The organism is Streptomyces sp. NPDC006879 (assembly GCF_042869595.1).
Lineage (GTDB): Bacteria > Actinomycetota > Actinomycetes > Streptomycetales > Streptomycetaceae > Streptomyces.
Genome location: NZ_JBIAGC010000048.1, coordinates 16,243 through 42,111, shown reverse-complemented (window position 1 = coordinate 42,111; position 25,869 = coordinate 16,243). Strand labels below are relative to the sequence as shown.

Annotated in this window: 26 protein-coding genes and 1 pseudogene; 10 read left to right on the top strand and 17 right to left on the bottom strand. The window is 69.5% G+C overall.

Annotated features, from left to right (window positions below; translation table 11 throughout):
• Positions 1-89: 89 nt before the first annotated feature.
• Positions 90-314, bottom strand: coding sequence for a hypothetical protein (locus ACFYMC_RS25665; protein WP_388529296.1), 225 nt, complete (start codon positions 312-314; stop codon positions 90-92).
• On the opposite strand from ACFYMC_RS25665, the pseudogene ACFYMC_RS25660 reads away from it, so the two are divergent.
• A pseudogene (locus ACFYMC_RS25660) lies at positions 282-531 on the top strand (LLM class flavin-dependent oxidoreductase); the annotation flags it as partial. The gene ACFYMC_RS25665 and the pseudogene ACFYMC_RS25660 sit on opposite strands and share 33 nt — an antisense overlap.
• A 55-nt stretch (positions 532-586) precedes the next feature.
• Here ACFYMC_RS25660 and ACFYMC_RS25655 read toward each other — a convergent pair.
• Genes ACFYMC_RS25655 through ACFYMC_RS25640 form a run of 4 tightly spaced genes read right to left on the bottom strand, consistent with a single transcriptional unit; the run spans position 587 to position 2,862 of the window.
• A complete protein-coding gene (locus ACFYMC_RS25655) occupies positions 587-988 on the bottom strand; it encodes a DNA-binding protein (RefSeq protein ID WP_388529292.1) in 402 nt (133 codons plus the stop codon).
• Positions 985-1,233 (bottom strand): hypothetical protein, encoded by a 249-nt coding sequence (locus ACFYMC_RS25650; protein WP_388529291.1) that lies wholly within the window; start codon positions 1,231-1,233, stop codon positions 985-987. The genes ACFYMC_RS25655 and ACFYMC_RS25650 overlap by 4 nt, the downstream gene beginning before the upstream one ends.
• Positions 1,234-1,288: 55 nt before the next feature.
• Positions 1,289-2,497, bottom strand: coding sequence for a hypothetical protein (locus ACFYMC_RS25645; RefSeq protein WP_388529289.1), 1,209 nt, complete (start codon positions 2,495-2,497; stop codon positions 1,289-1,291).
• Positions 2,498-2,550: 53 nt separating this feature from the next.
• Positions 2,551-2,862: a hypothetical protein gene (locus ACFYMC_RS25640; RefSeq protein ID WP_388529287.1), complete on the bottom strand. Its 312-nt coding sequence runs from the start codon at positions 2,860-2,862 to the stop codon at positions 2,551-2,553.
• Positions 2,863-2,963: 101 nt separating this feature from the next.
• Here ACFYMC_RS25640 and ACFYMC_RS25635 point away from each other — a divergent pair, with 101 nt between their 5' ends.
• The 3 genes from ACFYMC_RS25635 (at position 2,964) to ACFYMC_RS25625 (ending at position 5,872) form a co-directional block, all read left to right on the top strand.
• Complete coding sequence (locus ACFYMC_RS25635) at positions 2,964-3,857, top strand: LLM class flavin-dependent oxidoreductase (protein WP_388529286.1); 894 nt, start codon at positions 2,964-2,966, stop codon at positions 3,855-3,857.
• Between the two features lie 231 nt (positions 3,858-4,088).
• Entirely contained in the window at positions 4,089-4,769 is a 681-nt protein-coding gene (locus ACFYMC_RS25630) for a maleylpyruvate isomerase family mycothiol-dependent enzyme (RefSeq protein ID WP_388529284.1), read from the top strand.
• Between the two features lie 173 nt (positions 4,770-4,942).
• Positions 4,943-5,872: a class I SAM-dependent methyltransferase gene (locus ACFYMC_RS25625; RefSeq protein ID WP_388529283.1), complete on the top strand. Its 930-nt coding sequence runs from the start codon at positions 4,943-4,945 to the stop codon at positions 5,870-5,872.
• 284 nt (positions 5,873-6,156) lie between these two features.
• On the opposite strand, the gene ACFYMC_RS25620 is transcribed toward ACFYMC_RS25625, so the two are convergent.
• The 3 genes from ACFYMC_RS25620 to ACFYMC_RS25610 form a co-directional block, all read right to left on the bottom strand.
• Positions 6,157-7,074: a MerR family transcriptional regulator gene (locus ACFYMC_RS25620; protein ID WP_388529281.1), complete on the bottom strand. Its 918-nt coding sequence runs from the start codon at positions 7,072-7,074 to the stop codon at positions 6,157-6,159.
• A 131-nt stretch (positions 7,075-7,205) separates the two neighbouring features.
• Positions 7,206-8,978 (bottom strand): SDR family oxidoreductase, encoded by a 1,773-nt coding sequence (locus tag ACFYMC_RS25615; protein WP_388529279.1) that lies wholly within the window; start codon positions 8,976-8,978, stop codon positions 7,206-7,208.
• Complete coding sequence (locus ACFYMC_RS25610; protein WP_388529277.1) at positions 8,978-9,844, bottom strand: M24 family metallopeptidase; 867 nt, start codon at positions 9,842-9,844, stop codon at positions 8,978-8,980. The genes ACFYMC_RS25615 and ACFYMC_RS25610 overlap by 1 nt, the downstream gene beginning before the upstream one ends.
• A 184-nt stretch (positions 9,845-10,028) precedes the next feature.
• Here ACFYMC_RS25610 and ACFYMC_RS25605 point away from each other — a divergent pair, with 184 nt between their 5' ends.
• The 5 genes from ACFYMC_RS25605 to ACFYMC_RS25585 all read left to right on the top strand — a co-directional run bounded on the left by ACFYMC_RS25605 (position 10,029) and on the right by ACFYMC_RS25585 (position 14,392).
• Entirely contained in the window at positions 10,029-11,084 is a 1,056-nt protein-coding gene (locus ACFYMC_RS25605; RefSeq protein ID WP_388529275.1) for an ABC transporter ATP-binding protein, read from the top strand.
• Positions 11,074-11,961, top strand: coding sequence for an ABC transporter permease (locus ACFYMC_RS25600; RefSeq protein ID WP_388529273.1), 888 nt, complete (start codon positions 11,074-11,076; stop codon positions 11,959-11,961). Before ACFYMC_RS25605 ends, ACFYMC_RS25600 begins: the two co-directional genes overlap by 11 nt.
• Positions 11,958-12,869 (top strand): ABC transporter ATP-binding protein, encoded by a 912-nt coding sequence (locus ACFYMC_RS25595; protein ID WP_388529271.1) that lies wholly within the window; start codon positions 11,958-11,960, stop codon positions 12,867-12,869. Before ACFYMC_RS25600 ends, ACFYMC_RS25595 begins: the two co-directional genes overlap by 4 nt.
• 14 nt (positions 12,870-12,883) lie before the next feature.
• Complete coding sequence (locus ACFYMC_RS25590) at positions 12,884-13,603, top strand: ABC transporter permease subunit (protein ID WP_388529270.1); 720 nt, start codon at positions 12,884-12,886, stop codon at positions 13,601-13,603.
• Between the two features lie 93 nt (positions 13,604-13,696).
• Positions 13,697-14,392: a rhomboid-like protein gene (locus tag ACFYMC_RS25585; protein WP_388529268.1), complete on the top strand. Its 696-nt coding sequence runs from the start codon at positions 13,697-13,699 to the stop codon at positions 14,390-14,392.
• Positions 14,393-14,536: 144 nt separating this feature from the next.
• On the opposite strand, the gene ACFYMC_RS25580 is transcribed toward ACFYMC_RS25585, so the two are convergent.
• From ACFYMC_RS25580 to ACFYMC_RS25540, 9 genes are all read right to left on the bottom strand, one after another.
• A complete protein-coding gene (locus tag ACFYMC_RS25580; RefSeq protein ID WP_388529266.1) occupies positions 14,537-15,343 on the bottom strand; it encodes an HAD-IIB family hydrolase in 807 nt (268 codons plus the stop codon).
• Positions 15,340-16,629, bottom strand: a complete 1,290-nt coding sequence (gene serS / locus ACFYMC_RS25575; protein WP_388529264.1) for a serine--tRNA ligase — start codon at positions 16,627-16,629, stop codon at positions 15,340-15,342. The genes ACFYMC_RS25580 and serS overlap by 4 nt, the downstream gene beginning before the upstream one ends.
• A gap of 536 nt (positions 16,630-17,165) precedes the next feature.
• Positions 17,166-18,101, bottom strand: a complete 936-nt coding sequence (gene pheA, locus ACFYMC_RS25570) for a prephenate dehydratase (RefSeq protein ID WP_388529262.1) — start codon at positions 18,099-18,101, stop codon at positions 17,166-17,168.
• Positions 18,102-18,200: 99 nt separating this feature from the next.
• Positions 18,201-19,568, bottom strand: a complete 1,368-nt coding sequence (gene efeB, locus ACFYMC_RS25565) for an iron uptake transporter deferrochelatase/peroxidase subunit (protein WP_388529260.1) — start codon at positions 19,566-19,568, stop codon at positions 18,201-18,203.
• Positions 19,493-21,550: a copper resistance CopC/CopD family protein gene (locus ACFYMC_RS25560; protein ID WP_388529258.1), complete on the bottom strand. Its 2,058-nt coding sequence runs from the start codon at positions 21,548-21,550 to the stop codon at positions 19,493-19,495. The genes efeB and ACFYMC_RS25560 overlap by 76 nt, the downstream gene beginning before the upstream one ends.
• A 32-nt stretch (positions 21,551-21,582) precedes the next feature.
• Positions 21,583-22,062 carry a copper chaperone PCu(A)C gene (locus ACFYMC_RS25555; RefSeq protein ID WP_388529256.1) on the bottom strand — a complete coding sequence of 160 codons (480 nt, stop codon included), beginning with the start codon at positions 22,060-22,062 and terminating at the stop codon, positions 21,583-21,585.
• On the bottom strand, positions 22,059-22,709 hold the full coding sequence (locus ACFYMC_RS25550; protein ID WP_388529254.1) for an SCO family protein: 651 nt from the start codon (positions 22,707-22,709) through the stop codon (positions 22,059-22,061). Before ACFYMC_RS25550 ends, ACFYMC_RS25555 begins: the two co-directional genes overlap by 4 nt.
• A gap of 45 nt (positions 22,710-22,754) precedes the next feature.
• Positions 22,755-23,465, bottom strand: coding sequence for a YcnI family protein (locus tag ACFYMC_RS25545; RefSeq protein ID WP_388529252.1), 711 nt, complete (start codon positions 23,463-23,465; stop codon positions 22,755-22,757).
• A 94-nt stretch (positions 23,466-23,559) separates the two neighbouring features.
• Entirely contained in the window at positions 23,560-24,357 is a 798-nt protein-coding gene (locus ACFYMC_RS25540) for a hypothetical protein (protein ID WP_388529250.1), read from the bottom strand.
• Positions 24,358-24,671: 314 nt separating this feature from the next.
• Here ACFYMC_RS25540 and ACFYMC_RS25535 point away from each other — a divergent pair, with 314 nt between their 5' ends.
• The gene (locus ACFYMC_RS25535; RefSeq protein WP_388529248.1) at positions 24,672-25,376 is read left to right on the top strand and encodes a ScbR family autoregulator-binding transcription factor; all 705 of its coding nucleotides are present in this window, start codon (positions 24,672-24,674) and stop codon (positions 25,374-25,376) included.
• Positions 25,377-25,869: the final 493 nt, after the last annotated feature.

Genomic DNA, 25,869 nt, shown 5'->3' with positions numbered 1-25,869 from the left:
AGCAGGGCGTCCAGGTCATTCGTCACAGATCGATCTTGGACGCCCTGTCTGCGTTCCCAAACGCACCGTCAGCATTCGGAATGACTCGTCTAGGGCTTCCGTCGGCGCAGCAGCGCCACGTCGTGCCAGCTCCAGGTGAACCCGGGTTTCCGCAGGAGCTTGCGGAACACGACGTCCGCCGCCTCCGGGTGAGCGACGGCCGGACGGCGGATCGGCAGTGGTCCGATCGACTCCTCGCGCAGGTACCTGCGCAGCCCGCAAGCCCGCGTCTCGTGGGGGGCATGCGTCTGAGCACCGTGATCCTCCTCATCCACCGGTGGAGCGAGGGACAGAAGACCTGGCGACGGGCCGAAGACCTCGGGTGAAGACCTCGGGTTCCACGCCGCGTACACCTACGACCACCTGTCCTGGCGGTCGTTCCGGGACGGGCCGTGGTTCGGGGCCCTGCCCACTCTCACCGCCGCGGCGACCATCACCGAGCGGATGCGCCGTGGCACCCTCGTCACCTCGGTCGAGCCTCGTTCGCCCATCGCGGCCTGAACTGGGAAGACGTGCGTCGGGGGCGTGTGGTCTCGACCGAAGCGGATCAGATCGCGATGAGTCGCACGCGGTTAGCGCACAGCTTGGCCATGTCGTCGACGTCCGACGTGAGCATGGCCACCGGGCCTGGCTGGCGGAGCGCGAGCTCGGCGACGGTGGCATCGATCGGGTACCTGTGGCCGTGCAGGCCGGCCTCTTTCAGCAGCCCGGCGGCGTCCCTGGCCGCCTGCTCTGTCACCGCTTCCACCTTGACCTGGGAAAGCACCCAGTTCAGTCGGGGTGTGTTCACCCGGGCGTGCATGACCTCCACGATGGTGTTGGCGCAGACGACGAGATCGGCAGCCATCGAATGGAAGGAGCGGATCATCGCGAGCACGGCCCGATCCTGCGAGATCCAGGCGGACAACCCGTGGGAATCCAGTACGACGGTCTCAAGGCGATTGTTCACGCGGCGCTCGCCGACTCCTCGTGCTCGCCCGTGCCGAAGATTCTGGTCTGGGCCGCAGCCAGCTCCTCGTCAGTGAACGCGCCGTGTTCCTCCTCATAGCGGCGCAGTTCCTCACCGAGCAGCTGGTGTCTGATCTGGCGGGCAACCGCCTCCGCGACGTAGCCGGAGACGTTGTCCGTGAGCCTTTTCAGCTCCGCCACCTGCTCGGTGGGCAGAGTGACCGTGATGCGGGTCGTATCAGCCATGGAGTCAGCATACTGCGGTATGCGCGCTGCCTGCCGGGCTTCTCCGCGTACGAGCTCAGCGCCGTCCCGCGCCCAGCAGCTCACTCAGACGGTCGCCGATGACGGACACCCCGGGGCGCGGATCGCTTTCGTAGTACCAGAGCTTGCGCCGGCGCAGCAGCGCCTCGCCATGCTCGCTCCAGGTGAATCCGGGCTTCCGCAGGAGCTTGCGGAACACGCCGTCCGCTGTCTCCGGATGAGCGGCGGCCAGACGGCGGATCGGCAGCGGTGTGATCGACTCCTCGCGCAGGTACGTGCGCAACAGGTCCTGGTGCTGTCTGCGGCCCGCGAGGGCCGGATCGGCGAAGAGGTCCCTCAGCATCCCGTAGTCGGCGTAGAAGTTGAGCCCGTCGACCTGGTCGTAGATGACTCCGACAGTGTCCGAACCCGCCAGTTCTGACGGCAGCTCGAAGGAGGGCACGTCCGGGCCGGGGCGCCGCCGGTTTCGGGCGGAGCCGGACCGTCCCGCGACGGTGATCTCCCGGCGGCGGCGGTAGTAGGCGTTGAGGAGGTCCTCGGCCTCGGCAGGAGGAAGGACCAGTTCGTCGCCACCGCAGAACTCGATGAACGCAGCCCGGTCCTCCCGCATCCGCTGCCAGCCCTGCTCGGTCTTCTCGGCATTGCGGAAGACCAGCTCGGGGTGGTGCGTGGCCAGTTGCAGAGCTGCCTGGGCGATCTCGGTGGCGCTGGACCTGGGGTAGCTCGTCATCGCCCCGGACACCAACCACGCCCCGCCTGCCGAGCGGACGGGTACCAGGCAGGTGTGGAGGAATCCTCCCGTGGACACTCCGCGAAATGCCGCCCGCCCGACGTTCGAGTAGGTGCGGTACTCCAGGTCGTCGACCAGGTTGAGCAGGACGACGGCATCCCCTTCCTTACGCCGGATCTCGAAGATGCCCTCGACCGGGTCACGCCAGCCGAGCAGCATCTCCCGGTCGGTCGCGGTCAAGTCCTTCCGACCGGCGACGAACCGGTCCACCAGGGTCGAACCATCCGGCAAGCGGTACCGCAGGATGAAGTGATCGGTGATCCGGATCGCCTCACCTTCGTCCAGCTGCCCTGCGGGCCCTGCGGCCTCCAGCAGGAGGGGCGTCAGCCACCGGTCGAAGCGGGCACTCTGAGCGAAGGCGACGAGGTCACCCTTCAACTCGGCGCTGTGATCGATGAGATCGTCCAGTGATGGTTCACCGGCACCCTGATGCGCGCCCTGTGCGGCCTCAGCCAACGTTCAGCCCTTTCGTAGAAGACGGTTTCGGCGTGGACGGGAGACATCCCGCCTCAGCCGACCCAATGGCGGTACGCCTCGATCCACTCCGACCCCTCGGGCGGCGGGCTGGGCAACGGCAGATCCAGGATCCCGATCGGCTGCCGGACGCGACCGCGAGAGCACAAGGCGACGATCCTGCCGTCGGGCGTGAGGTCGAAGCCGCACACCGTCACCTCGACACCGAGAACCGTGGTGGTGAAGGGCAGAGCGAGGTGTTCCTCAAGCATGGTGAACAGACCGGTCCGTTGCTCGTCCTCGCCGTAGGCGTCCACCGTGGCCTCGTCGATCATGGCCTCAAGCTCGGCCCTGTCCAGCATGCCCATGACGCCACGGTAGCGGCCCGCATCGCGACGTCAGCGTGGCTGCCCGAAGCTGCTCCACCGGCATTCCCATGGCGGTGGCAAGCCCGCGTATCGTCGGGGTCATGCGTCTGAGCACCGTGATCCTCCCCATCCACCGGTGGAGCGAGGGACAGAAGACCTGGCGACGGGCCGAAGACCTCGGGTTCCACGCCGCGTACACCTACGACCACCTGTCCTGGCGGTCGTTCCGGGACGGGCCGTGGTTCGGGGCCCTGCCCACTCTCACCGCCGCGGCGACCGTCACCGAGCGGATGCGCCTTGGCACCCTCGTGACCTCACCGAACTTCCGGCATCCGGTGACGCTCGCCAAGGAGCTGATCTCCTTGGACGACGTCTCCGGGGGGCGGGTCACCTTGGGGATCGGCGCCGGCGGCAATGGGTTCGACGCCACGGTGCTGGGCCAGGAAGCCTGGACACCGCGCGAGCGTGCCGACCGCTTCGGAGAGTTCCTCCCCCTCCTCGACCGCCTGCTCACCGAGGACGCGGTGACGTACACGGGCGCGCACTACCGCGCCGACGAGGCACGCAACATCCCCGGCTGTGTCCAGCGTCCCCGACTGCCCTTCGCAGTTGCCGCTACCGGTCCGCGCGGGTTCAAGCTGGCTGCGCGGTACGGGCAGGCCTGGGTGACCACCGGAGACCCGAAGCTCTTCGAGGAGGGCACCGCCGAGCAGTCGGTGGAGGCGCTCCGGGGCCAGGTGGCGAAGCTCGGCAAGGCATGTGCGGAAGCCGGCAGGGACGTGGCCTCGATCGACAAGGTTCTGCTCACCGGATTCACCCCGGAGCGCAGCGAACTGCTGGGTTCGGTGGATGCCTTCGTGGACTTCGCCGGCAGGCACGTTGAGCTCGGTTTCACGGAGCTCGTCCTCCACTGGCCCATCCCCGAATCCGATTTCGCGGCGGACCAGAGCGTGTTCGAGAAGATCGCCACGGAGGCGCTTTCGCAGCTGCGGTGATCGGTGGGGCATCGGGCGTGGTCGTGTTTCTGTGCTGCCCGATGCCCCTTGCCCGGGCTGGCTCTTCACGCTCTGGCGTCCCCGATCGTCTGTACGGCTGTGGCCCTGGTGGCTGGATGTTGCCCCTGGGTTCTCTCTGACCAGCGACTCCTGTTCGCCGCGCCGCTGGATCCGGCACCCAGTTGTCCGGAATCCCGGCGGTTGGGGGCGATGGCTCCCTAGGCTGGGGGGATGGAGCAGGTGGTGGCGGCCCTGCGGGCCGAGGCTGGGCGCTTGTACGAGCGGGTGAGCGGGTTGCCGGAGGGAGAGTGGGAGCGGCCCACCCTGTGTGCTCCTTGGACGGTGCGCGAGGTCCTCGCGCATGTGACCTTGGCCGTGGAGCAGCTGGACAGGATGCTCCAGGAGCCCGAACCCCGAGGTCCGGCTCTACCCTCGCCCTTTGGGTGCCACGGCGCCGGGGGCCACTGTTCCCCGGCGGTCAGCGCGGCCCGTGAGGACGCTGTCGAACGGGCCGCGGGCGCGTTCAGCAGTGGTCAGGAGCTGGCGGATCACTTCGATGCTGCCTGGCGTGCGGCCATCACCCGGTGTGACGGACAGTCGACCGGCCGACTGGTGTCCACCCGGCTTGGTGAGGCCGTCCGGAGGGAGGACTGCCTCACTGCCACGGTCGTGGAGGTGTGCGTACACGGACTGGACGTGGCCCACGGCCTGGATCACGAGCCGTGGTCGACGGATGAGGCCGCCGAACTGGTAGCGGGCCTGCTGTTGGGCAATACCGGTGCTCCGTATGTTCCGGTGCTCGGCTGGGACCGCATGACCTTCCTGCGCAAGGGTACGGGTCGCCTCCCCTTGAGCCCCTCGGAGCGTTCAGCGCTGGGACGCCGTGGAGTGCCCGTGCTAGTTCTGAGCTGAGCCGACCCGTTCGCCGCTTGTCATACCACCAGCGACCGGACCGTGAACAGGGCGCGTACGGGCGGTGGTTGAGCGGAGATCAGCGCGCGAACTTCGGCCCATGGTCCTTCTGGGCGTGAGCGTGAACTCCTAGCGTCGTTTCACGTGAAACGGTCCGCCCCCAGGAGAACGAAATGACCGAAGTCCCTTTGCGCGTACGACCTGCTCGTCGCCTTCTCCAGCCCGTTCTTGAGCGGATCGACCGTCGCATCGATCGGCGGGTTCGTACCGCCGATCGTGAGATCGAGCAACTGCGTCAGGAGTTGCGGGCAACTCAGGACCAACTGGCTTCCCATCAGCAGCAGCCCTTCGCTCTTGAGCTCCTCTACGGGAAGGACGGCCGCCTCAACGACCGGATGCCCAGTCGACAGGCGTTCAAGAAGCTTGCCGACGAGATCGCCGCCGTCGCCGGGCGCCCGGGCGCTTGGAACGAGACCGCGCAGGCATTTCGCACCTTGGTGGAGGTGGAGTCTCGCGGGGTGGGCCGGATCGCCGGTTCCACGGCGAACATCCTCGGGAAGCTCGCCACTACCCCGCTACTCGGCCCGCCGCAGGGCGAGATCCTTGAAATCGGCACGCTGTACGGGCTCTTCGCGGGCGGACTGGTCCGCCAGCTGCTGCGCCGGGGGCTGGACTACCAGCTCACGATCGTGGACCCTCTCGCTCCGGTACAGCTCCAGCCGGGTATGGAGATCACTCGGGACCCTTCGGGTACCCCGATCACCGAAGCGGTGGTACGGGCCAATCTGCGCTATGCCGGTGTGGAGTCGCAGCGGATCCGTCTGCACCGCGGCTTCTCGGAGGATCCGACCGTGCGGGAGGCCCTTTCCGACCGCCTGTACGGAGTGATCGTCATTGATGGTGATCACACGCGGGACGGCGTGGCCCGGGACCTGGAGTGGGCCGAGCAGATCGCGGCGACCGGGGCGATCGTGGTCCTCGACGACTACGGCGACGCCCGCTGGCCGGGGGTCCGGGAAGCCGCCGACGCCCATCTGGCGGACAAGACCCGGATGAAGTGGGTCGGACGGGTTTCCACCAGCGCTTTTCTGCGGGCGGGGTGAGCACCCCCGTGGCTTCCGGGGTGAGGCAGCCGGGTGTCGGCTCGCGCTCGGGTTCGTGGTGGCGTCGGCTCTCTACGGGCGCGGCCATCCGCGAGCGGTGGCGCGCCCGGTGCCGGTTGAGGTCGCCGAGGGAGCCAAGGGGGTTTACCGCAAGGCGAGTTGACTGATCCACAGATCCGGCAGCTTGCCCACAGCCCATTCGAAGGTAAATGCCGGAATTGCTCGGCGTGGCTGTGGGTAACTCCGGGCAGTCTCCAGGGTCTACGCAGGACCGGCCGATGATCCTACTCCGTGCTTCTGCGCGCCAGCTCGTTCATGGTGCGGGCCTGCAACTCGCGTTCCGTGGCGGCGGTCACGAAGGCGGCGACCTGCTCGACCCCCACCAGAGAGCGTACGGCGCGGACCGTCTCCGCCGGCAGCGCCACCGGAGTGGGCGGTTGCCGCGCTGGCAACGGAGCCGAAGACAGATGTTGTTGGAGGTGGCGGGTGGCGAACTGCTGCATCGCGCGGGCCAGTTCCGCGTCCACAGTCTGCTGCGCCAGCGGCCTCAGCCGCCGCACCAGCGCAGCCGCCTCACCTGCGTCCGCGTCCGTCGGGGGTCGCTGGCCGAGGTAGCGCGCGAAGACGTACTCGGTGGTGAATTCCAAGAACCGCGTCGCGATGTGCTCCACCTGCGTCCGCAACTCCCGCAGGTGCCCGGTGATCGCGGGTAGCGGAACCCCGGCGGCGTACAGCTCGGCCGCAACTGCCAGTTGCTGCGGGCTCGGGACGAGGAACTCGTCCTCAAACCCGGGAACCGGCTCCAGCACACCCAGCGCGCAGGCCTCCTCGACTGCCGCGTCGTCCGGATCCCCACCGAAGCGTTCATCCAGCTCGGACCGGCTGACCCGGACCGCTTCCTCGTCCGACCACGGCCCGTGCACTTCGGCTACCAGGCCCAGCACGCCGCCCAACCCGCGTCCCGCGTCCCAGGCCTCCAGGAGCTCCTTTATGGAGGCCAGGGTGTAGCCGCGGTCGAGGAGGTCGGCGATCTGGCGAAGCCGGGCCAGGTGGGTGTCGCGGTACACGTTGGACCGCCCGCGCCGCTCCGGTCGTGGCAGCAGCCCACGGTCCTGGTAGGCGCGGATGGTCCGCACGGTGGCCCCACTGTGGTGCGCCAGATCCTCGATTCGGTACTCCGCCACTGCTGACTGCCCGGACAAGACCGAACCCCCTCACGTGTGCTACGAAAGACCCGAGGCGGTGTGCGCCGAGCCCTCCTGCGAGGGATGGTACGTCCGGTGAGTACAACCGGAAACGGCCGTGGCGGGCTCCTTCCGGGCCCGCTCGCCCCTCATAGCTTCGGTTCCTTCCGGGCGATCAGCCGCAGGGCCCGGGGGGTGAAGCGCGACATCCAGTGCACGCCACGGGCCTCGGGTGTCACCGGCACCACGGCCTCGTTGCGGACCACCGCCCGCAAGATCGCCTCGGCCACCTTCTCGGGAGGGAAGTTGCGCAGGCCGTAGAGCCGGGAGGACTTCTGCTGCCTCCGCTGCTGCTCCGCCTCGTCTACTCCGGCGAAGCGGGTGGTGGCGGTGATGTTGGTGTTGACGATGCCGGGGCAGATCGCGGAGACTCCGATGCCCTGGCCGGCGAGCTCGGCGCGCAGGCACTCGCTGAGCATCAGCACGGCCGCCTTGGAAGTGCTGTACGCCGGTAGCGCTCTAGACGGCAGGAAGGCCGCGGCGGAAGCGGTGTTGACGATGTGCCCGCCCTGCCCGCGGTCTGCCATCTGCTTGCCGAAGGCCCGGCAGCCGTGGATGACCCCCCACAGGTTCACATCCAGGACCTTCTTCCAGTCCTCGGTCGAGGTGTCGAAGAAGGATCCCGACAGCCCGATCCCGGCGTTGTTGACCAGGACGTCCACGACCCCGTACTCCGCGGCCACCTTCGCAGCGAGCTTCTCCATCGCCGCCTCGTCGCTGACGTCGACTGCCTCGCCCCAGGCCTGCGGCGCCCCGATCAAGTGGGCGAGCTCAGCGGTCCGGGTAGCGCCCTGTCCGTCCCGGTCCACCGCGACCACCCGGGCACCCGCTTCGGCGAAGGCGAATGCGGTGGCCCGGCCGATGCCGCTGGCCGCGCCGGTGACCAGTACCAGCTGACCGCCGAACCGGTCGGCGTACCGGCCCGCCGGAGCCGGGGCGCCGGCCGGGCCGGGACGTTCCTGGGCCGTGACGAACTCGGTGATCCAGGCGGCCAACTGGTCGGGCCGGGTCCGGGGCATCCAGTGTCGGGCGGGCAGAGTGCGTCGCAGGAGGGAAGGTGCCCACAGTTCCAGGTCGTCGTAGAGCCGCTCGGAGAGGAAGGCGTCCCCGGTAGGGGTGATCAGTTGCACCGGTGCATGGGCGTATGCGTCGGCCCGGGGCTGGCGGAGCCGGGCCCGGACGTTGTCGCGGTACAGCCAGGCTCCGTGGGCGGCGTCCGAGGGCAGGGACGCGGTGGGGTACCCGGTGTCGCTGATCCGCTCCGCTCGGCGCAGCAGCCCGGGCCACCGTTTGCCGAGCGGTCCTCGCCAGGCCATTTCGGGCAGGGCGGGGGTGTGCAGCAGGTACACGTACCAGGACTTCGCGCCCTGGCCGAGCAGTTGGGCGGTCCGGCGCGGGGTAGGCCGGGCCAGTCGCTTCTTTATCCAGTGACCGAAGTGGTCGAGGGACGGCCCGCACATCGAGGTGAAGGACGCGATCCGCCCCTCGGCCTGTCGCACCGTGGTGAACTCCCAGCCCTGGACCGATCCCCAGTCATGTCCGACGAGGTGAACCGAACGGTCCGGGCTGACGGCGTCGACGACGGCCAGGAAGTCCTCGGTGAGCTTGGCCAGGGTGAACCCGCCCCGCAGCGGCGCGGGGGCGGTGGACCGGCCGTGTCCGCGGACGTCGTACAGCACCACGTGGAAGCGGGTCGCCAGTTGCGGCGCGATCTCGGACCACACCTCCTTGGTGTCCGGGTAGCCGTGCAGGAGCAGCACCACGGGTCGTCCCGCCTCGCCGAGCTCGGCGACGCAGAGCTCCACCTCGCCGGAGCGCACCCGGCGCTCACGCGCCCCTTCGATGCCCTGAAGCCGTGCCATCACAGACCCTCCGCCCAGCGCCGCACGTGCGGCAGATCGTCGTCCAGCCAGAACGCGCTCTCCTCGGGGTCCGCGGAGTCGGTGACCACGAGGATCTCCTCGAACTTCGCTCCGGTCCCGCGGAATCCCAGGTGCGGTTCCACCGCCCACAGCCCCGGCCGGGGTGGGTGGTCGGAGAAACGGTACGGGCTCCACAACGGCGACCAGCCCTCGCGGTGCCCGTGCAGAGCATCGCTGAGCAGGCCCTTCAGGGCTTGGGTGCCGAAGCCGAAGGCGGTCGGGGACCAACGTCGTTCACGGACCCGTCCGATCTTGTGCGCGATGACTCCGAAGGGGTAGGCGCGGTGCCGGTTCGTGTGGCCCTGCTCGACCATCAGCCGCTCGACGTTCTCGTAGATCTCGCGCAGCGAACGTCGTTCGCGGACCTCGGCGAGGATCAGCTCCCGGTGGGCCCTTAGGTCGGCGAGCAGCCGGTCGTGCACGGGGTTGAGGCCGAGGCAGCCCGAGTACCCGATGTCGGCGGTGTAGCCCCGGTAGACCGGTGCCATGTCGAGGATGAAGGGCATCCCCGCCTCCAACTTGCGGTCGGTGGGGAAGAACTGCAGCGGTATTCGGAAGCCCGCGAAGGCCGTCCGGTCCCCGAACCAGGCGAACGGAAGGTGGAACCAGTCCCGTACGCCCCGTTCGCGCAGCCAGTCGCGCTGCATCCGGGCCGCCTCCCGTTCGGTCACTCCCGGACGCAGTTGCGCGGCGACCGCCTCGGCGCACTCGTAGGCGAGCCGTTGGACCTCTCTGAAACCTCTGAGCTCCGCGGAGAGCTCCCGTACGGGGGCCTCCCGCACGTCCTGCGAGGTGCTTGCGGCCATGCCAACCGTCCGTCCATGTCGCCCTACGCGCCCGTAACTTGACACCGATGAATGTGACAATGCTTGGAGATCACGTCAAGGGGGCGTGCACGGACCGTTCCGAGGATCCGCCGCGACCTCAGGGCGGATGCCCGTAGGGGCTCCGTACGCCTGAAGTCGGAGGCAGGTACAGGCACCAGGTCTGATGCCGAGCAGGGGCCCGCGGCACTACGTTCGGAACGTGACAGTCATCGCGACCGAAGGTCTGAGCAAGCGGTACCCCCGAGTGACCGCCCTGGACCGGCTCTCCCTCGACATCGGCCCGGGAGTGACCGGCCTGGTGGGCGCCAACGGAGCCGGCAAATCAACCCTGATCAAGATCCTGCTCGGGCTGTCCCCGGCCACCGAGGGACACGCCACCGTCCTCGGACTCGACGTCGCCACGCACGGCAGCGCCATCCGCGAGAGGGTCGGCTACATGCCCGAGCACGACTGCCTCCCGCCAGACGTCTCGGCCACCGAGTTCGTGGTGCACATGGCACGGATGTCGGGGCTCCCTCCGACCGCCGCCCGGGAACGCACGGCGGACACCCTGCGCCACGTCGGTCTGTACGAGGAGCGCTACCGTCCCATCGGCGGCTACTCCACCGGCATGAAGCAGCGCGTCAAGCTCGCCCAGGCTCTGGTCCACGATCCGAAACTGGTACTCCTCGACGAGCCCACCAACGGTCTGGACCCGGTCGGCCGGGGCGAGATGCTCGGCCTGATCCGCCGCATCCACACCGACTTCGGCATCTCGGTCCTGGTCACCTCGCACCTGCTCGGCGAGCTCGAACGCACCTGTGACCACGTGGTGGTCGTCGACGGCGGCAAGCTGCTGCGCTCCAGCTCCACCAGCGACTTCACCGCCACGACCACCACCCTGGCCGTCGAGGTCACCGACTCCGACACCCACCCCGACGGCACCGCGGCGCTCCGTGAAGCACTGACCGCCGCCGGAGCCAGCCTCCACGCGGGCGAGGAGCAGGGCCTGCCCGGCGCCGGGCACATCCTGCTGATCGAAGCCACCGGCGAAGAGACCTACGACCTGGTCCGCGACACCGTCGCCGGACTCGGTCTGGGGCTGGTGCGGATGGAGCAACGCCGCCACCACATCGCGGAGGTCTTCCAGGGCGCCCCGAGCACGGCCGACACGAACCCCGCCCCGCAGTTCGCCCACCAGGGCACGCACGAGAAGGGAGCCGGCCGCGATGGCGCCTGAGACCTCCACCCAGATCCACAACATCGGCTACCGCTCCTACGACGGGGCCCGTCTGGGCCGGGCCTACGCCCGTCGCTCCCTCTTCTCGCAGTCGCTGCGCTCCGCATACGGGCTGGGCCGCTCGGCCAAGTCCAAGGTGCTGCCGATGCTGCTCTTCGGAGTGATGGTGCTGCCCGCAGCGATCGTCGTCGCCGTCGCGGTGGCGAACCCGCTCGCCACGGACCTGCCGATGAAGTACACCGCGTACGCCCTCTTCCTCCAGATGGTCATCGCCCTGTACCTGGCCGCACAGGCCCCCCAGGCGGTCTCCTTGGACCTGCGCTTCAAGACGGTGCCGCTGTACTTCTCCCGGCCCATCGAGCGGGTCGACTACGTCCTCGCCAAGTTCGCGGCGATGACCACGGCGCTGTTCCTCCTCACCGCCACGCCGCTGGTGGTCCTGTACATCGGCGCGCTGCTCGCCAAGTTCGATTTCGCGGACCAGACCAAGGGGTTCGCTCAGGGACTGGTCTCCGTGCTCCTCCTCTCCGTCCTCCTCGCGGGGATCGGCCTGGTGATGGCCGCGTTGACGCCGCGCCGCGGCTTCGGTGTCGCCGCCGTGATCGCCCTCATGGTGATCCCGTACGGCGCCGTCTCCACCGTCCGGGCCATCGCCCATCAGACGGGCTCCACCGACGTGGTCCCCTGGCTTGGACTCTTCTCGCCCATCACCCTCATCGACGGCGTGCAGACCGCCTTCCTGGGCGCGGACTCCGCGTTCCCGGGCGGCACCGGACCGGGTGCCGGCATGGGCATGGTCTACCTGCTGGCCGTCATCGCCGTCATCGCCGGCTGCTACGGCGTCCTGATGGCTCGCTACCGGAAGGCCGGACTGTGACCACCATCGACATCGACCACGTCTCGCGGTGGTTCGGGAACGTCGTCGCCGTCAACGACGTGAGCATGCGGATCGCCCCCGGGGTCACCGGGCTCCTCGGCCCCAACGGCGCCGGCAAGTCCACCCTGATCAACATGATGGGCGGCTTCCTCGCCCCGTCCACCGGCTCCGTCACCCTGGACGGGCAGCCGATCTGGCGCAACGAGGGCATTTACCAGCACATCGGCGTGGTGCCCGAGCGGGAGTCGATGTACGACTTCCTGACGGGTCGGGAGTTCGTCGTCGCCAACGCCGAACTGCACGGGCTCGACGAACGGGCGGCGCAGCGGGCGCTGGCCACGGTCGAGATGGAGTACGCGCAGGACCGAAAGATCGCCACGTACTCCAAGGGCATGCGCCAGCGCGTGAAGATGGCCTCCGCCCTCGTCCACGATCCTTCGGTGCTGCTCCTCGACGAGCCCTTCAACGGGATGGACCCCCGCCAGCGCATGCAGCTGATGGACCTGCTGCGGCGGATGGGCGACAGCGGCCGGACCGTATTGTTCTCCTCGCACATCCTGGAGGAGGTCGAGCAGCTCGCCTCCCACATCGAGGTGGTCGTCGCGGGCCGGCACGCCGCTTCGGGCGACTTCCGCCGGATTCGTCGACTGATGACCGACCGTCCGCACCGCTATCTCGTCCGTTCCTCCGACGACCGGGCGCTGGCCGCGGCCCTGATCGCCGACCCGTCCACCGCGGGCATCGAGGTCGACCACGCCGAGGGCGCACTGCGCGTGCAGGCCGTCGACTTCGGTCGGTTCACCGAACTGCTTCCGCAGGTCGCGCGGGAACACGACATCCGGCTGCTGACGGTCTCGCCCTCGGACGAGTCCCTAGAGTCGGTCTTCTCCTACCTCGTCACGGCCTGAAGGAGCTGGCAACGATGTACAACCCCACGGTTGCCCGGCTCACCTACAAGGCCCTCCTCGGCCGCCGCCGGGCCCTGATCCTGTTCGCCCTGCCCGCCCTGCTGCTGCTCATCGCCGTGGCGGTACGGACCCTCGCCGGCGTCGACGACGAGGTGGCGGCGAACCTGTTGGGCGGGTTCGCGCTGGCCACCATGGTTCCGCTGATCGGCGTCATCGCCGGCACCGGCGCCATCGGCCCGGAGATCGACGACGGCTCGATCGTCTACCTGCTGGCCAAGCCGGTGAAGCGGCCCACGATCATCTTGACCAAGCTGACCGTCGCCGTCGCCGTCACCATGGTCTTCTCCGCCGTCCCCACCCTGATCGCCGGCTTCATCCTCAACGACAACGGCCAGCAGATCGCCGTCGCCTACACCATCGCCGCGCTCGTCGCCTCCATCGCGTACAGCTCCATCTTCCTGCTCCTCGGCACGGTCAGCAGGCATGCCGTGGTCTTCGGCCTGGTCTACGCACTGGTGTGGGAGACGCTGTTCGGCTCGCTGGTCGACGGGGCGAAGACGCTGAGCGTCCAGCAGTGGTCTCTGGCCCTGGCCGAGAAGGTGAGCGGGCAGGGCTACATCGACTCCTCGGTGGGCCTGCCGACCGCCGTGGTGCTGCTCGCCGCGGTGACCGCCGGAGCCACCTGGTACGCCGGCCAGAAGCTGCGCACCCTCACCCTGGCGGGCGAGGAGTAGCCCCGGCCGCCCCGTGCCGGGCGAGGGCCCCCGACCCTGTGCGCGGTCGGGGGCCCTCGCGCGCCTGGCGGCGGGCTGGGTCATCATCGGGGGATGACCCAGCAGCCGCCCGTGGAACCGGAGCCGTCAAGGCCGGTGCGTTCCTGGGTGTGCTCAAGCCCGGGCACCCACATCTGGTTCCTGATCATCGCCCTGACGAGCCTGGTCGTGCTCCTCGCACCCAGCCACCTCGACCATCTGCTGCTGCACCGCAACAGCAGCAACCTCCACCAGTTGCTCCAGCATCCGGTGCAGTCGCTGGTCAGCAGTGCCTTCTGGATCGAGGACCCGATGTCCTTGCCGCTCTACCTGGTCCTGTTCGAGGTGTTCCTGGCGCCGGTGGAGAGGTGGTTGGGCACCTTGCGCTGGTTGGTGATCGTGGTGATGGCGCACGTCACCGCCACTTTGATCAGCCAGCGGCTGGTGCTGGAATCCATCGAGACCCACCGGGCCCCGGCGGCCATGGCCCACGTTCTGGACATCGGGGTCAGCTACGGGATCGCGGGGGCCGTCGGAGTGCTCGCCTACCGACTCCTCGGCCCGTGGCGCTGGCTCTACCTCGTGAGCGTGCTCGCCGTCTTCGGCGTTCCGCTGGCCAACGACGGTAGCTTCACCGACCTCGGGCATGTCATCGCTCTCGGGGTGGGCCTCACCGCCCTGCCGCTGACCCGCGGCCTTCCGGGAGAGCGTCCGGGTGCCGGCGGTCCGGACCGGACCAGAACGGGCGCGGCGGGCGAAAATCGCTGGTAACCGCCCTTGGCGCGCGGCACAGTGGACAGCGGGGAGACCCAGGGGCTGGGGTAGCCGCTTCGAGCGCGCCGGACGGCGCGGGCTGTCCCGGCCCCGCCCCAGCGCCCCACGGGGTGGAGCCGGCGGGGGTGGAGCCGGCCCGCTTCAGGCAGCGCCGAGCAGGCGCTCCAGGACGACCGCGATGCCGTCGGTGTCGTTGGAGGTCGTGACCTCGTTCGCCACGTTCTTGAGTTCCAGGTGCGCATTGGCCATCGCCACGCCATGAGCCGCCCAAGCGAACATGGGGATGTCGTTGGGCATGTCGCCGAAGGCGATGGTCTGTGCGGCCCGCACCCGCAGCCGACGGGCAGCCAGCGACAGGCCGGTGGCCTTACTCAGCCCCAACGGGAGGATCTCCACCACGCCGGGGCCGGCCATCACCACGTCCACGAGTGAGCCGACGAGCTGACGGGCGGTCTGCGCCAGTGCGTCGTCGTCCAGGCCGGGGTGCTGGATGTACAGCTTGTTCAGCGGGGCGGTCCACAGCTCGGCGGTGTCCTTGACGGAGACCGAGGGCAAGGGGCCGTCCTGTACCCGGTAGCCCGGCCCCACCAGGACCTCACCGTCGAGCCCGTCCCGGCTCGCCGCCAGCGCCAGTGGACCCACCTCGGCCTCGATCTTGGAGAGCGCCAGACCGGCCAGCTGCCGGTCCAGCGTCACCGAGGTGAGCAGTTTGTGCGCGCCGGCGTCGTACAGCTGGGCACCCTGCCCGCAGACCGCTATTCCCCGGTACCCCAGGTCTTCGAGGATGTGCCGGGTCCAGGCCACGCCGCGGCCGGTGACCACGATGTGGGCCGCTCCGGCCGCGGTGGCGGCGGTGAGGGCTTCACGGGTGCGCTCCGAGACCGTGTCGTCGGAGCGCAGCAGCGTGCCGTCGAGGTCGGTCGCGACCATGCTGTAGGGGAAGGTCACTTGGCTACCGGCTCCAGGACCTCGCGGCCACCGAGGTACGGGCGCAGGACCTGCGGGACCCGCACGGAACCGTCCGCCTGCTGGTGGTTCTCCAGCAGCGCCACGATGGTGCGCGGCACCGCGCACAGGGTGCCGTTGAGCGTCGCCAGCGGCTGGACGCTGCTCTTGCCCTCGTGGGTCTCGCGCATGCGCACCGACAGGCGGCGGGCCTGGAAGCCGTCGCAGTTCGAGGCGGAGGTCAGCTCGCGGTACTTGCCCTGGGTGGGGATCCAGGCCTCGCAGTCGAACTTGCGTGAGGCGGAGGACCCGAGGTCGCCGGTGGCGACGTCGATGACCTGGAAGGGAAGTTCGAGGGCGGTGAGCCACTGCTTCTCCCAGTCCAGGAGACGCTGGTGCTCGGCTGCGGCCTCCTGCGGTGCCACGTAGGAGAACATCTCCACCTTGTCGAACTGGTGGACCCGGAAGATGCCTCGGGTGTCCTTGCCGTACGTCCCGGCCTCGCGGCGGAAGCAGGGCGAGAAACCGGCGTAGCGCAGCGGCAGCTTGTCGGCCTCGATGATCTCGTCCATGTGGTAGGCGGCGAGCGGGACCTCGGAGGTGCCGACCAGGTAGTAGTCGTCCTTCTCCAGGTGGTACACGTTCTCGGCGGCCTGCCCGAGGAAGCCGGTGCCCTCCATGGCGCGCGGGCGGACCAGCGCGGGCGTGAGCATCGGGATGAAGCCGGCCTCGGTGGCCTGCGCGATCGCCGCGTTCACCAGGGCGAGTTCCAGCAGGGCGCCGACGCCGGTGAGGTAGTAGAAGCGCGAGCCGGAGACCTTGGCGCCGCGTTCGACGTCGATGGCGCCGAGGGACTCGCCGAGCTCCAGGTGGTCCTTGGGCTCGAAGCCTTCTGCTGCGAAGTCCCGGATGGTGCCGTGCGTTTCGAGGACGAGGAAGTCCTCTTCGCCGCCGACCGGTACGTCCGGGTGCACGATGTTGCCCAGGCGCAGGGCCAGCGTCTTGGCGGTCTCGGCGGCCTCGGCCTGCTCGGCGTCGGCGGCCTTGACGGCTGCGGAGAGTTCGCCCGCCTTCTTCAGCAGCGCGGCCTTCTCCTCGCCGCTGGCCTTGGGGATGAGCTTGCCCAGGTTCTTCTGCTCGTTGCGCAGTTCGTCGAAGCGGACGCCGGAGGACCTGCGCCGCTCATCGGCGGAGAGCACGGAGTCGACAAGCTCGACGTCCTCTCCACGGGCGCGCTGCGAGGCGCGGACACGGTCGGGGTCTTCACGGAGCAGGCGGAGGTCAATCACCCCTCCAGGCTACCGGGCTGGGGTTCGGTCGATCGCATCGATATCACGCTGCGTGTCACTATGTACCAATTGTGGGTAATGGGAAACTGGCTGGAAGATGCCGGTTCGGACCGTAGCCCCTGGGAAATCGGTATTGCCCGAGCATTCCTCGAAAAGGGGCACCCGGGACATCGGTGTCGGCTCGGATCCCTTGTTTTGGGCGGGCGGATGAGTTCCGAAGGCGAGTTCGTCCACAGGCTGTGCGAGGCCTGCATTAATTATCCACAGGCTGTGCGCGAGGGCTGTGGATGTAGAAAAGATGGCCCTTCCAGGGCCCCAGGACGGCTGAAGTAGGGGGTCAAACCCCCCTCACACACTCATTCGGGTGGGAATATCTCGCCCCAAAGGGTTGATCGATGCCGGAAGAGTGACATGGCCCGCAGGGGGTGTTGATGATCAAGAGTGCGCCATAGGGCCGATATGTCGACTTGAGGGGTTCTTGAAGTCGACTTGTTCACAGGTCGCCCCGCCAGCCTGTGGATAACTCGGGTCAAGGGTCAGCTCCGGCCGTCGAGGCAACGAGTCAGCCAGTCCGCAGCCTCCACGAAGTCACTGTCCGAGGTCCCCGGCCGGGCTGCCCCGACCTCTCCGGGAGCCACCCCCGCCCGCGGATAGGACCCCAGGAACCGCACCTTCGGGCAGATCCGCTTCAGGCCCATCAGCGCCTCACCCACCCGGCGGTCCGAGATGTGGCCTTCCGCGTCGACCGCGAAACAGTAGTTCCCGATGCCCGCCCCGGTCGGCCGGGACTGGATGAGCATCAGGTTGACGCCCCGCACCGCGAACTCCTGGAGCAGTTCCAGCAACGCTCCGGGGTGGTCGTCACCCAACCACGCCACCAGCGAGGTCTTGTCGGCCCCGGTGCGGGCGGCCGGCCGGGCCGGCCGCCCGACCAGGACGAACCGGGTCTCCGCGTTGTCGGCGTCATGAATCTCGGTGACCAGTGGCACCAGTCCGTAGGTGGCCGCCGCGAACTCGCCCGCGAATGCCGCGTCATAGCGCCCCTCCTGCACCAGGCGGGCACCGTCGGCGTTGGAAGCCGCCGACTCCCAGGCCGCTTCCGGCAGATGGGCCCGCAGCCAGTTGCGGACCTGGGGCTGGGCCACCGGATGCCCGGTGACGGTCTTGACGTCGCTCAGGGCGGTTCCGGGTCGCACCAGCAGAGCGAAACTGATCGGCAGCAGCACCTCGCGGTAGATCATCAGCGGCTCGCCCGAAGCCAGCTCGTCCAGGGTGGCGGTGACACCACCCTCCACCGAGTTCTCGATGGGGACGAGCGCCGCCGCCGCCTCCGCGTTGCGCACCGCGTCCAACGCGGCCGGCACGGAGACCATCGGGACGAGCTCGCGGGTCGCGGCTTCCGGGAGGGTGCGCAGGGCGGCTTCCGTGAAGGTGCCCTCGGGACCGAGATAGGTGAAGCGAGTGGCCGACATGCGGTCAGCCTAAGGGCTCGTGCGCGGCGGAGGACGGCCGTGGGCTCACCCGGTCGGCTCACCCCGGTGGGTGGGCGGTGCAACGCGCACCGGGACCGTTCACGATTCGAGCAGCCGCTGTCCCACGTACTCGCCGTGCCGTGGTCCTCGGGGCACCGCGTACAGGCCGCTGCTCTCGTGCCGGATGAACGCCGAGAGGGCGTCGCCGCGGTCGAGCTTGCGCTGTACCGGTACGAAACCGTGCTGGGGGTCCGCCTGCCAGCAGACGAACAGCAGTCCCGCGTCCGGGGTGCCGTCGACGTCGATACCGTCGTGGTAGGAGAAGGGGCGCCGCAGCATGGCGGCACCGCCGTTCTGCTCGGGAGCGGAGATGCGGGCGTGCGCGTTGGCGGGAATGACGGGCCTCCCGTCTGGTCCGAGGGTGGTGAGGTTCGGTTCGGTGGTCTCGGTGCCGCCGGTGAGCGGGGCGCCGTCCGACTTGCGGCGTCCGATGACTCGCTCCTGATGGTCGAGCCCCAGCTTCTCCCAGTCGTCCAACATCATTCGGATGCGCCGGACCACGGCGTACGAGCCGCCGCCCATCCATGCGTGCGCGGCAGGGCCCGGGCCGGCGTCCGGGACGAAGATCCGCTGGTCGAAGTCCGCATCGGAGGGCTTGGGATTCTTGGTGCCGTCGACCTGGCCCATCAGGTTGCGGGCGGTCATGGGGCGGGCGGTGGCTCCAGGCGAACGGTTGAAACCGTTCATCTGCCAACGCACCCGGGCTGCCTCCGCGGCGTCCTGCTGGAGGGCGCGCAGGGCGTGGAAGGCCACGAGGGCGTCGTCGGCGCCGATCTGCACCCACAGGTCACCGTTGCTGCGGGCCTTGTCGATGCGGTCGGCTGAGAACTCGGGCAGCGCCTTGAGCTGGGCTGGCCGGCGGTCCGCGAGGCCGGTGCGGTCGAAGAAGGAGTGGCCGAAGCCGAAGGTGACGGTCAGCGAGCTCGGCCCGGCGTCCAGTGCGATCCCCGTGTCGTGGCCGCCCGCGGTATCACTGGGCTCGCCCGCCATCAGCCGACCGGCGGTGGCGGACCAGCGGCGCAGCAGCGCCGCGGCCTCGCGTCGACCGGCGCCCGGCACGAGATCGAAGGCGAGCAGGTGCCCCTTGGCCTGCACCGGGGTCAGGATGCCGGCCTGCCGGTCCCCGTGGAAGGCGACGCCGGTAGCGCCCAGCGCGCCGGGCGCACTGTCGGAGACGGCCGGTTCGCCGCCCCCGGTGACGAGGGCGCCACCTACCGCGCCCAGCGCGATACCGGTCGCACCGGCCGCGCCGACGGTGCCCAGCAGGCTGCGGCGGGAGATCTCCACGTGAGGCACGGGGTTGGGGGCGGAAGGGTTCTCGGTCACGCGGGTCAGCCGATCTTGACGGTCTTGTTGACGGTGGTCTGGTCGATGTCGGAGGTGCGCACGGTCAGGTCGATGCGCCATTCCCCCGCCAGTGGGAGCTGGATGCCGCCGGCCAGCCAGTGGCCGGTGCCGGCGTGGTCGGGCTCCGCCGACAGCGGGCCGATGTCCTTGGCGGGGAGGGTGAAGGAGACCTTGACCTCCGGGGCGTCCAACGGTTTGCCGTTGGTCCGCTCCAGCCACAGGTGCAGGGTGTTCCCTCCGGTGCGACCGGGGTCGAGCTCGATGCGGGCGGTGCCCCGGCCGTCCTCGCCGCCGGTGTCGAAGGGCAGGGTGAACTTCACCGGCCGATCGGGTACCGCGGGGGCGGCGCTCCCGGCGCGGGAGGCTTCCTGCTCGGCTGCACGTCCCGGCTCGGTACCGGTGAGCAAGGTGGCGACGCCGAGGAGGACGGAGGCGATGGCGACCTCGGTGAGTACCGAGCGCCGCAGTGCGCTGCGGCCGGGGTCGGCGTCGCGGCGTTGCCTTTCGCGGGCGTTCTCGCGGGCCGCCTGCTGTCGGGCGAGCTGGGCGGCTCGCGCCGGGTCCACCTCACGCCCGGCTTCCGGCTCCGCGCCGGGTTCCGTGGGCGATCCCGGGGCGAGGTCCACACCGGGGCCGGTGTGACCGCCCGCCGAAGAGGAACCGGCGGGCACCGGCTCCCGGTCGGTGGCGTCGACGGCGACCACCTGGAGGTCGAGCTCCGCGAGCCGTCCGGTCCAGCGTCGGGACCCCGACGCCACCGCGACCAGGACCACGACCAGGCCCGCCTTGACGAGGAAGAGCTGCCCGTAGCCGGTGCCGGTGAGCGCCGACCAACTGCCCACCTGGCGCCAGGCCTGGTACAGGCCGGTGGCGACCAGTACGCAGACGCAGCCGAATGCGATGCGGGAGAAGGCCCGCACCGCGGACCGCTCCAGATCGGGCACCTGGCGCAGTGCGACCAGCAGCGTGACGAGCCCACCGAACCAGGTGGCGACGGCCAGCAGGTGCGCGATGTCCAGCGGCATGGCCAGTTGGGGCTGGACGCCGGTGGACGCGTGCTCGGACAGCGCCCAGGTGGCAGCGATGCCGCCCGCCACGATGGCACCGCCCACGCCCAGTCCGAGGCGCAGTTCACGCAGTTCGGAGCGGGCCGTGGGGTCTTCCTCCGCCGAGCCGTCCGCCTCCTGCTGCCCCGGGGTCCCCAGGGCGGCGACCCGTCGTGCATAGGCACCGAAGAGTACGGCGATGAAGAGTGCCGCAGCGCCCAGCAGGAGCAGACGGGAGGAGAGCGCGGCGCCGCTCTTGGTGTCCAGCACCGCTTTGAGCCCCGACAGGTCGAAAGCGTCGGAGAAGTTCCCCGAGGTGGTGTAGGGGTGGCGCAGCGCCAGCATGCCGAGGGTGGCCGCGGTCAGGGTGACCCAGCCGACCACCACGAGCTTTTGCACCGCGCGCAGGCCCGCGCCGCGCTGCCAGCACAGCAGGACGAAGGCGGCGGCGCCGGTGAGCAGGATGAACCCGGCGTAGGCGGCGTAGCGCGCGATGTCGTAGGCCACCCCCACCGGGCCGCCACCCGCCGTCTGTTCGGGAAGGTCGACGGAGGTGGCGGAGGGTGCTCCGACGGAGAAGATGAAGGCGCCTGAGACCGGGTGGCTGTCAGCGGAGACCGCCTGCCAGGCGACGGTGTAGGTGCCGTTCGCCAACCCGTCGCGCAGCGGGGTCCCGTAGCGGATGACGTTTCCGTCGCACAGGTTGACCAGTTCACCGGTGTCCACCCGGCTGCCGCCCGGGTCCATGACACGGATGGAGTCCGCGTCCAGGGCCACCCCTTCCGAGAAGGTCAGGGTGACCTGGGTGGGCGCGGTGGCGACCACCGCCCCGTCGCCCGGGTCGCTGGCGGTGATGACCGCGTGCGCGGAAGCCGGTGCGGCTCCGACGAACAGCGCCAGCACGGTGCCGAGCAGGACCAGGACCGCGTGGCGGAGTGCCAACGGCACGGTGCTCGGCGGTCGGAGGGGCGAGGGGGCGGGGGCGGTGGCCGTCATGGAGTGTCAGTCCCTCTTCGGATCGTCAGTCGTCAGTGGTGCTGGCTCTGCTGGTTCTGCGGGTTGTGCGTGCGGTCGGTGACGGGGAGTTCGACCTTGATCGGGTCGCCCTTGGCGAAGTGGAGTTCCACGGACACCTTGTCGCCGATCTTCGGCTTCTCCTTCAGTCCCATGAACATCAGGTGGTCGCCCCCGCGCTGGAGCTTCAGCTCACCGTTCGCCGGCACGTCCAGGCTCTGGACGTGCCGCATCTTCTGGTTCTTGGTCTCGTGGATCTGCACGTCGTCGGAGAGCGGGCTGGTCACCGAGGTGAGGGAATCGGCGGTGCCGGTGCTGTTCTTGATCACGAGGAAGCCGCCGGCCATCTTGTCGTCGATCGGCTCGGGCATGAAGGCGCCCTCGGCGGTGAGCTGAGGCGTGCCGTCGTCGGCGGGGTCCGAGGACCCGCATCCCGATATGACGAGCGTTGCGGTCAGCGCGAGTGCGGCGGTGAGGGTGGTGCGGCGGTTCACGGGTTCTCCCCCTTGATGATCTTCGGAAGGTCTTCGGTGTAGTCCTCGGGAGTGGCTTGTTCGCCGTAGACGACGTACCCCTCGTCGGACTTGGGGGAGAACGCGATGACTTGGGCGCCGTGCATGGACACGATGCTGCCGTCCTTCTCCTTCTTCGGCGGCTCGATCGCGATACCGAGGGCCCGGGCGCCGGCCTGGATGGTCTTGAAGTCGCCGGTGAGACCGATGAAGGCCGGATCCTGGACCTTGAGCCAGGAACCGAGGGACTGCGGCGTGTCCCGCTCGGGGTCGGTGGTGATGAAGACGACCTGGAGTTCGTTGCGCTCGGCCTCGGACAGTGCGGCCCTGGCCACGGCGATGTTCCCCATGGTCAGTGGGCACACGTCTGGGCAGTGGGTGTATCCGAAGTAGATGAGCGTGGGTTTGCCGGCCGTCCGCTCACGCAGGTCGAAGGCTTTGCCGGTGGTGTCGGTGAGCACCAGATCGGGCTTGGGGAAGGGACGGTCGAGGACCGTCGAGGCCCGCCTCTGGGTCGGGGCGGTCATTTCCAGGCCGGTCTTCTCCGGCGCCGAACTGCTCCCGCAGGCGGTCAGGGTGAGGGCGGCCGTCGCCGCGAGGGCAACGGCCGTCACACGGGTAGTGCGCATGAAGGATGTCCAAAAAGTCTGGTGTGTGGGAGTGCGCTGCGGCGGTCAGGAACTGCGGCGGCGCGCGAGCAGCCCGAAGGCGACGCCAGCGGCCCCGGCCAGGATGCCGAGGATGCCCAGGGTGCGGGCCGTGGTGTCACTGGCGTCGGCGGCGTGGGTGTCGTGTTCGCCCTCCGCCTCGGCCTTGGTGTCCTTCTCGTCGGCGGGACCACCGTGGTGCCCCCCACCGGTCGCCGCTGTCAGGGTCAGCACAGGTGCCGGGTGCTGCGGCTCCTCGGCGCCTTCCTCGGCCTCCTCGATCCAACGTACGACCTCGTTGTTGTCGTAGGTCTGGAGGGCCTTGAAGACCATCTGGTCCGCGTCCTCGGGGAGCTGGCCCACGGAGACCGGGAACTGCTGGAAGAAGCCGGGCTTGATGGTGCCGCCGGTCCAGGTGACCTTGCTGACGGCCTCGGTGATCTGCTTGCCGTGCAGGGTCAGCGGCTTGGCCAGCTTGGTCTTGGTGACTGTGGCCGTCCAGCCGGGGACCTCCTGGGGCATGACCGAGGCCAACGGGTGGTCGGTGGGGAAATTGACTTCCAGCTTGTTGGTGGAGGCCTGGTCCCGCTCGTTGGGGACCTTGAAGCTGATGGTCGCGTAGCCGCCCTTCTCGGCCTGGCCGGGCTGCACGGACACGTGCGCGAAGGCGGTGCCGGAGAACAACAGCACCGAGCCGGCGGTGAGGGCGGTGAGGGTCGACAGACGCAAGGTCTTCATGGTGGGAACACTCCACGGGGCAGGTGATCGTTTCGGTCCGCGCGCGGGTGCGCGCGGACGTCGCGGCACCAGACCCCGGGAGGGGCGGGCCGCGTCAGGCAGCGAGGGCGAGTCCGCCGGGCGGACCGCGCCTGATCACGATGTGCTGGAGTTCGGCTGTCCCGGTGGGGAGCGTCGCGGCCGGTGCGGAGCCGGTGCGGACCGGGCCCGGCCGGGAGCCGGTCGGAAGTCCGGTGTGCAGCGCCCGCAGCAGGGCGAAGGCGGTGCGCAGTTCTCCCACTGCGGCGGTGTGCGCGAGCTCACCGGCACCGTGCGCGGACAGGTGCAGGAGGCGGAAGAGTGCGGATTCGCCCCGGCTGAGGAGCAGACCGACGAGGAGTGCGGTCAACAGGTGGGCGAGCAGCATGGGCAGCGAGAGCAGGCCCGTGACTTCCACCATCGAGGTTGGCGGGCCGCTGGCCAGGTGGCCGCTGCCGGTGGCGACGGCCGGATTGATCCCGGCATCGTCGATGAGCCGCCAAGCCGCCGTCGGTGAGAGCGTGGCAGGGCCACCGCAGACCAGGCTGGCCGCGAACGCGGAGAGCGAGGCATTGGCGGAGCGGACTTCGGCGGCGTGTTGACCGAAGCCGAACAGGCCGTGCAGCGCGAGCTGTCCGCCGGCCAGGGTGGCGGCGATGGCGGGCAGGGAGCGCCGGCGGCCGGCGAGGGCGGCGGCCCAACCGAAGACGGCGAGGAACCCCGCCCCGAGGATCCACCAGGGCACGGTGGAGCGGGAGGCCAGTACATGTCCCGACGCGGACAGCACGACACAGACCGCGGCGAACACCGCGGCCCTCAGCAGCCGCAGGGCGGCTCCGGCGCGTGCGACGGGTGTCGCGGGGGGCTTGGGCATGGCGGGCTCATCATCGCATTGGGCTTAGCTCCTCCCTACAGCAGGTCCAAAACGTCCGTTCCGTACCGCAGGTGGTGCGGAACGGACGGTCGCTTCCGGGGCGAGTGGACGGTGGCGGGGTGCGGCGCGGAGGTCGGTTCCGGGTGGGGTGCCGAGGCGGGGGCACGGTGCGCGGTCGCCTTGCCGGGGGCTTCTTGCAGGGCTGTGAACAGCCCTCCGTTGTGCCCGTGGGCCGCTTCAAGTCGACATTCGAGAGAGATTGCAAACCAGGCAGTCGGTTTAATATTCTCTCTTCCTGAGCCTGAGGAGGAGTGATGCAGAGGCAGCAGAGGGGCGAGCGAACCCGTCGCGCGATCATCGAAGCGGCGGCGCTCGCCTTCGAGCGTGACGGTTTCCACGGCGCGAACCTCGCCGAGATCAGCACTCGGGCAGCAGTCACCAAAGGCGCGCTCTACTTCCACTTCTCCTCCAAGGAGGACTTGGCCCAGGCGGTTCAGCAAGAGGCCCTAGCCGCCTTCTCCGAGGTGCTCAGGGGGCTGCTCCGGTGTGATCCGGGAGGGCTGAACGCATTGGTCGGGGCTACCTGCGAGCTGGCCGGCACGCTGACCAACAGCCAGGTGGCGCGGGCTGGTTTGGCCGTGGCCGATGGTCCGGGGGCGCCCGATTCGGTCCTCGACCCCTGGCCGCTGTGGTCCTCCACGCTGCGCCGGCTGCTCACCCGTGCGCATCGGGCCGGCGAGCTTGGCGGGCATCTCGACCCCGAGGTGGTGGCGGGGTTCCTGACGGCTGTGTCGATGGGGATAGAGACGCTCTCCCGGCGGGAACGTCTCTGGCTGGACCGCGGGATGCTGGCCGATTTCTGGGCGCTCCTGTTGCCTCAGCTGGAGTCAGGCGGTGGTGAGGTCTCGACCGATTCAACCCATCATGATAACAAACCGACGAGTTCGTTTGTTTCTCTTCCCGGTGTTGCCGGACAGCGCGTACTGAAGGCGCAGAGTGAGCCACCCACGGGTGGGTGAGGGCGGGGTGGTCGCCCCGCGTCAGCCACGCCCCGCTCGTATCGCGGACTCCCCCTCGGGGGGTGGGGGTGGTGCTCGTGACTGGCGGCCCTGAGGATTCCCGCGGGCGCCTGATGGCAAGGATGCGCTGGTCAGTTTCCTGGTTCTGGTGCCAGCCGGGCGGGGGTGCGGTGAACTGCTCGGGGTTGGTCGGGTGGAGTGGGGGCCCGGGCGGTCCTTGGCGTTCGGCGCCGGCGCCGCACTGAGGGCCGCCTTGCGGAAAGAGCCACCTGGGTCTGGTATGGCCTGAACGGCTCTTCCGGGCGTTTTGGTTGACCAGAAAAAGCGGACCGAAGAGTCATCATGAATGATTTCAGCCGTCAGAGGCGAGGCCTCGCAGCCGTCCCGGCGGCTCTCCTCGGGCGGGGCCGGGGGCCTTGGTCGGCGCAGGGCCCCTTGGGGCCGCTCTGGTCGGGCGCGCCACGTATCGGGGTGCGATACGCATCAGAGGTGG

Coding starts and splice junctions, on each gene's coding strand:
- ACFYMC_RS25550 (WP_388529254.1), bottom strand. CDS start 22,709: ATGCGCACTACCCGTGTGACGGCCGTTGCCCTCGCGGCGACGGCCGCC.
- ACFYMC_RS25635 (WP_388529286.1), top strand. CDS start 2,964: ATGCGTCTGAGCACCGTGATCCTCCCCATCCACCGGTGGAGCGAGGGA.
- ACFYMC_RS25625 (WP_388529283.1), top strand. CDS start 4,943: ATGACCGAAGTCCCTTTGCGCGTACGACCTGCTCGTCGCCTTCTCCAG.
- ACFYMC_RS25585 (WP_388529268.1), top strand. CDS start 13,697: ATGACCCAGCAGCCGCCCGTGGAACCGGAGCCGTCAAGGCCGGTGCGT.
- ACFYMC_RS25610 (WP_388529277.1), bottom strand. CDS start 9,844: ATGGCCGCAAGCACCTCGCAGGACGTGCGGGAGGCCCCCGTACGGGAG.
- ACFYMC_RS25640 (WP_388529287.1), bottom strand. CDS start 2,862: ATGGGCATGCTGGACAGGGCCGAGCTTGAGGCCATGATCGACGAGGCC.
- ACFYMC_RS25590 (WP_388529270.1), top strand. CDS start 12,884: ATGTACAACCCCACGGTTGCCCGGCTCACCTACAAGGCCCTCCTCGGC.
- ACFYMC_RS25615 (WP_388529279.1), bottom strand. CDS start 8,978: ATGGCACGGCTTCAGGGCATCGAAGGGGCGCGTGAGCGCCGGGTGCGC.
- ACFYMC_RS25605 (WP_388529275.1), top strand. CDS start 10,029: ATGCCGAGCAGGGGCCCGCGGCACTACGTTCGGAACGTGACAGTCATC.
- ACFYMC_RS25535 (WP_388529248.1), top strand. CDS start 24,672: ATGCAGAGGCAGCAGAGGGGCGAGCGAACCCGTCGCGCGATCATCGAA.
- ACFYMC_RS25600 (WP_388529273.1), top strand. CDS start 11,074: ATGGCGCCTGAGACCTCCACCCAGATCCACAACATCGGCTACCGCTCC.
- ACFYMC_RS25630 (WP_388529284.1), top strand. CDS start 4,089: ATGGAGCAGGTGGTGGCGGCCCTGCGGGCCGAGGCTGGGCGCTTGTAC.
- ACFYMC_RS25540 (WP_388529250.1), bottom strand. CDS start 24,357: ATGCCCAAGCCCCCCGCGACACCCGTCGCACGCGCCGGAGCCGCCCTG.
- efeB (WP_388529260.1), bottom strand. CDS start 19,568: ATGGCGCATCGACCTGACCGTGCGCACCTCCGACATCGACCAGACCAC.
- ACFYMC_RS25545 (WP_388529252.1), bottom strand. CDS start 23,465: ATGAAGACCTTGCGTCTGTCGACCCTCACCGCCCTCACCGCCGGCTCG.
- ACFYMC_RS25650 (WP_388529291.1), bottom strand. CDS start 1,233: ATGGCTGATACGACCCGCATCACGGTCACTCTGCCCACCGAGCAGGTG.
- ACFYMC_RS25560 (WP_388529258.1), bottom strand. CDS start 21,550: ATGACGGCCACCGCCCCCGCCCCCTCGCCCCTCCGACCGCCGAGCACC.
- pheA (WP_388529262.1), bottom strand. CDS start 18,101: ATGTCGGCCACTCGCTTCACCTATCTCGGTCCCGAGGGCACCTTCACG.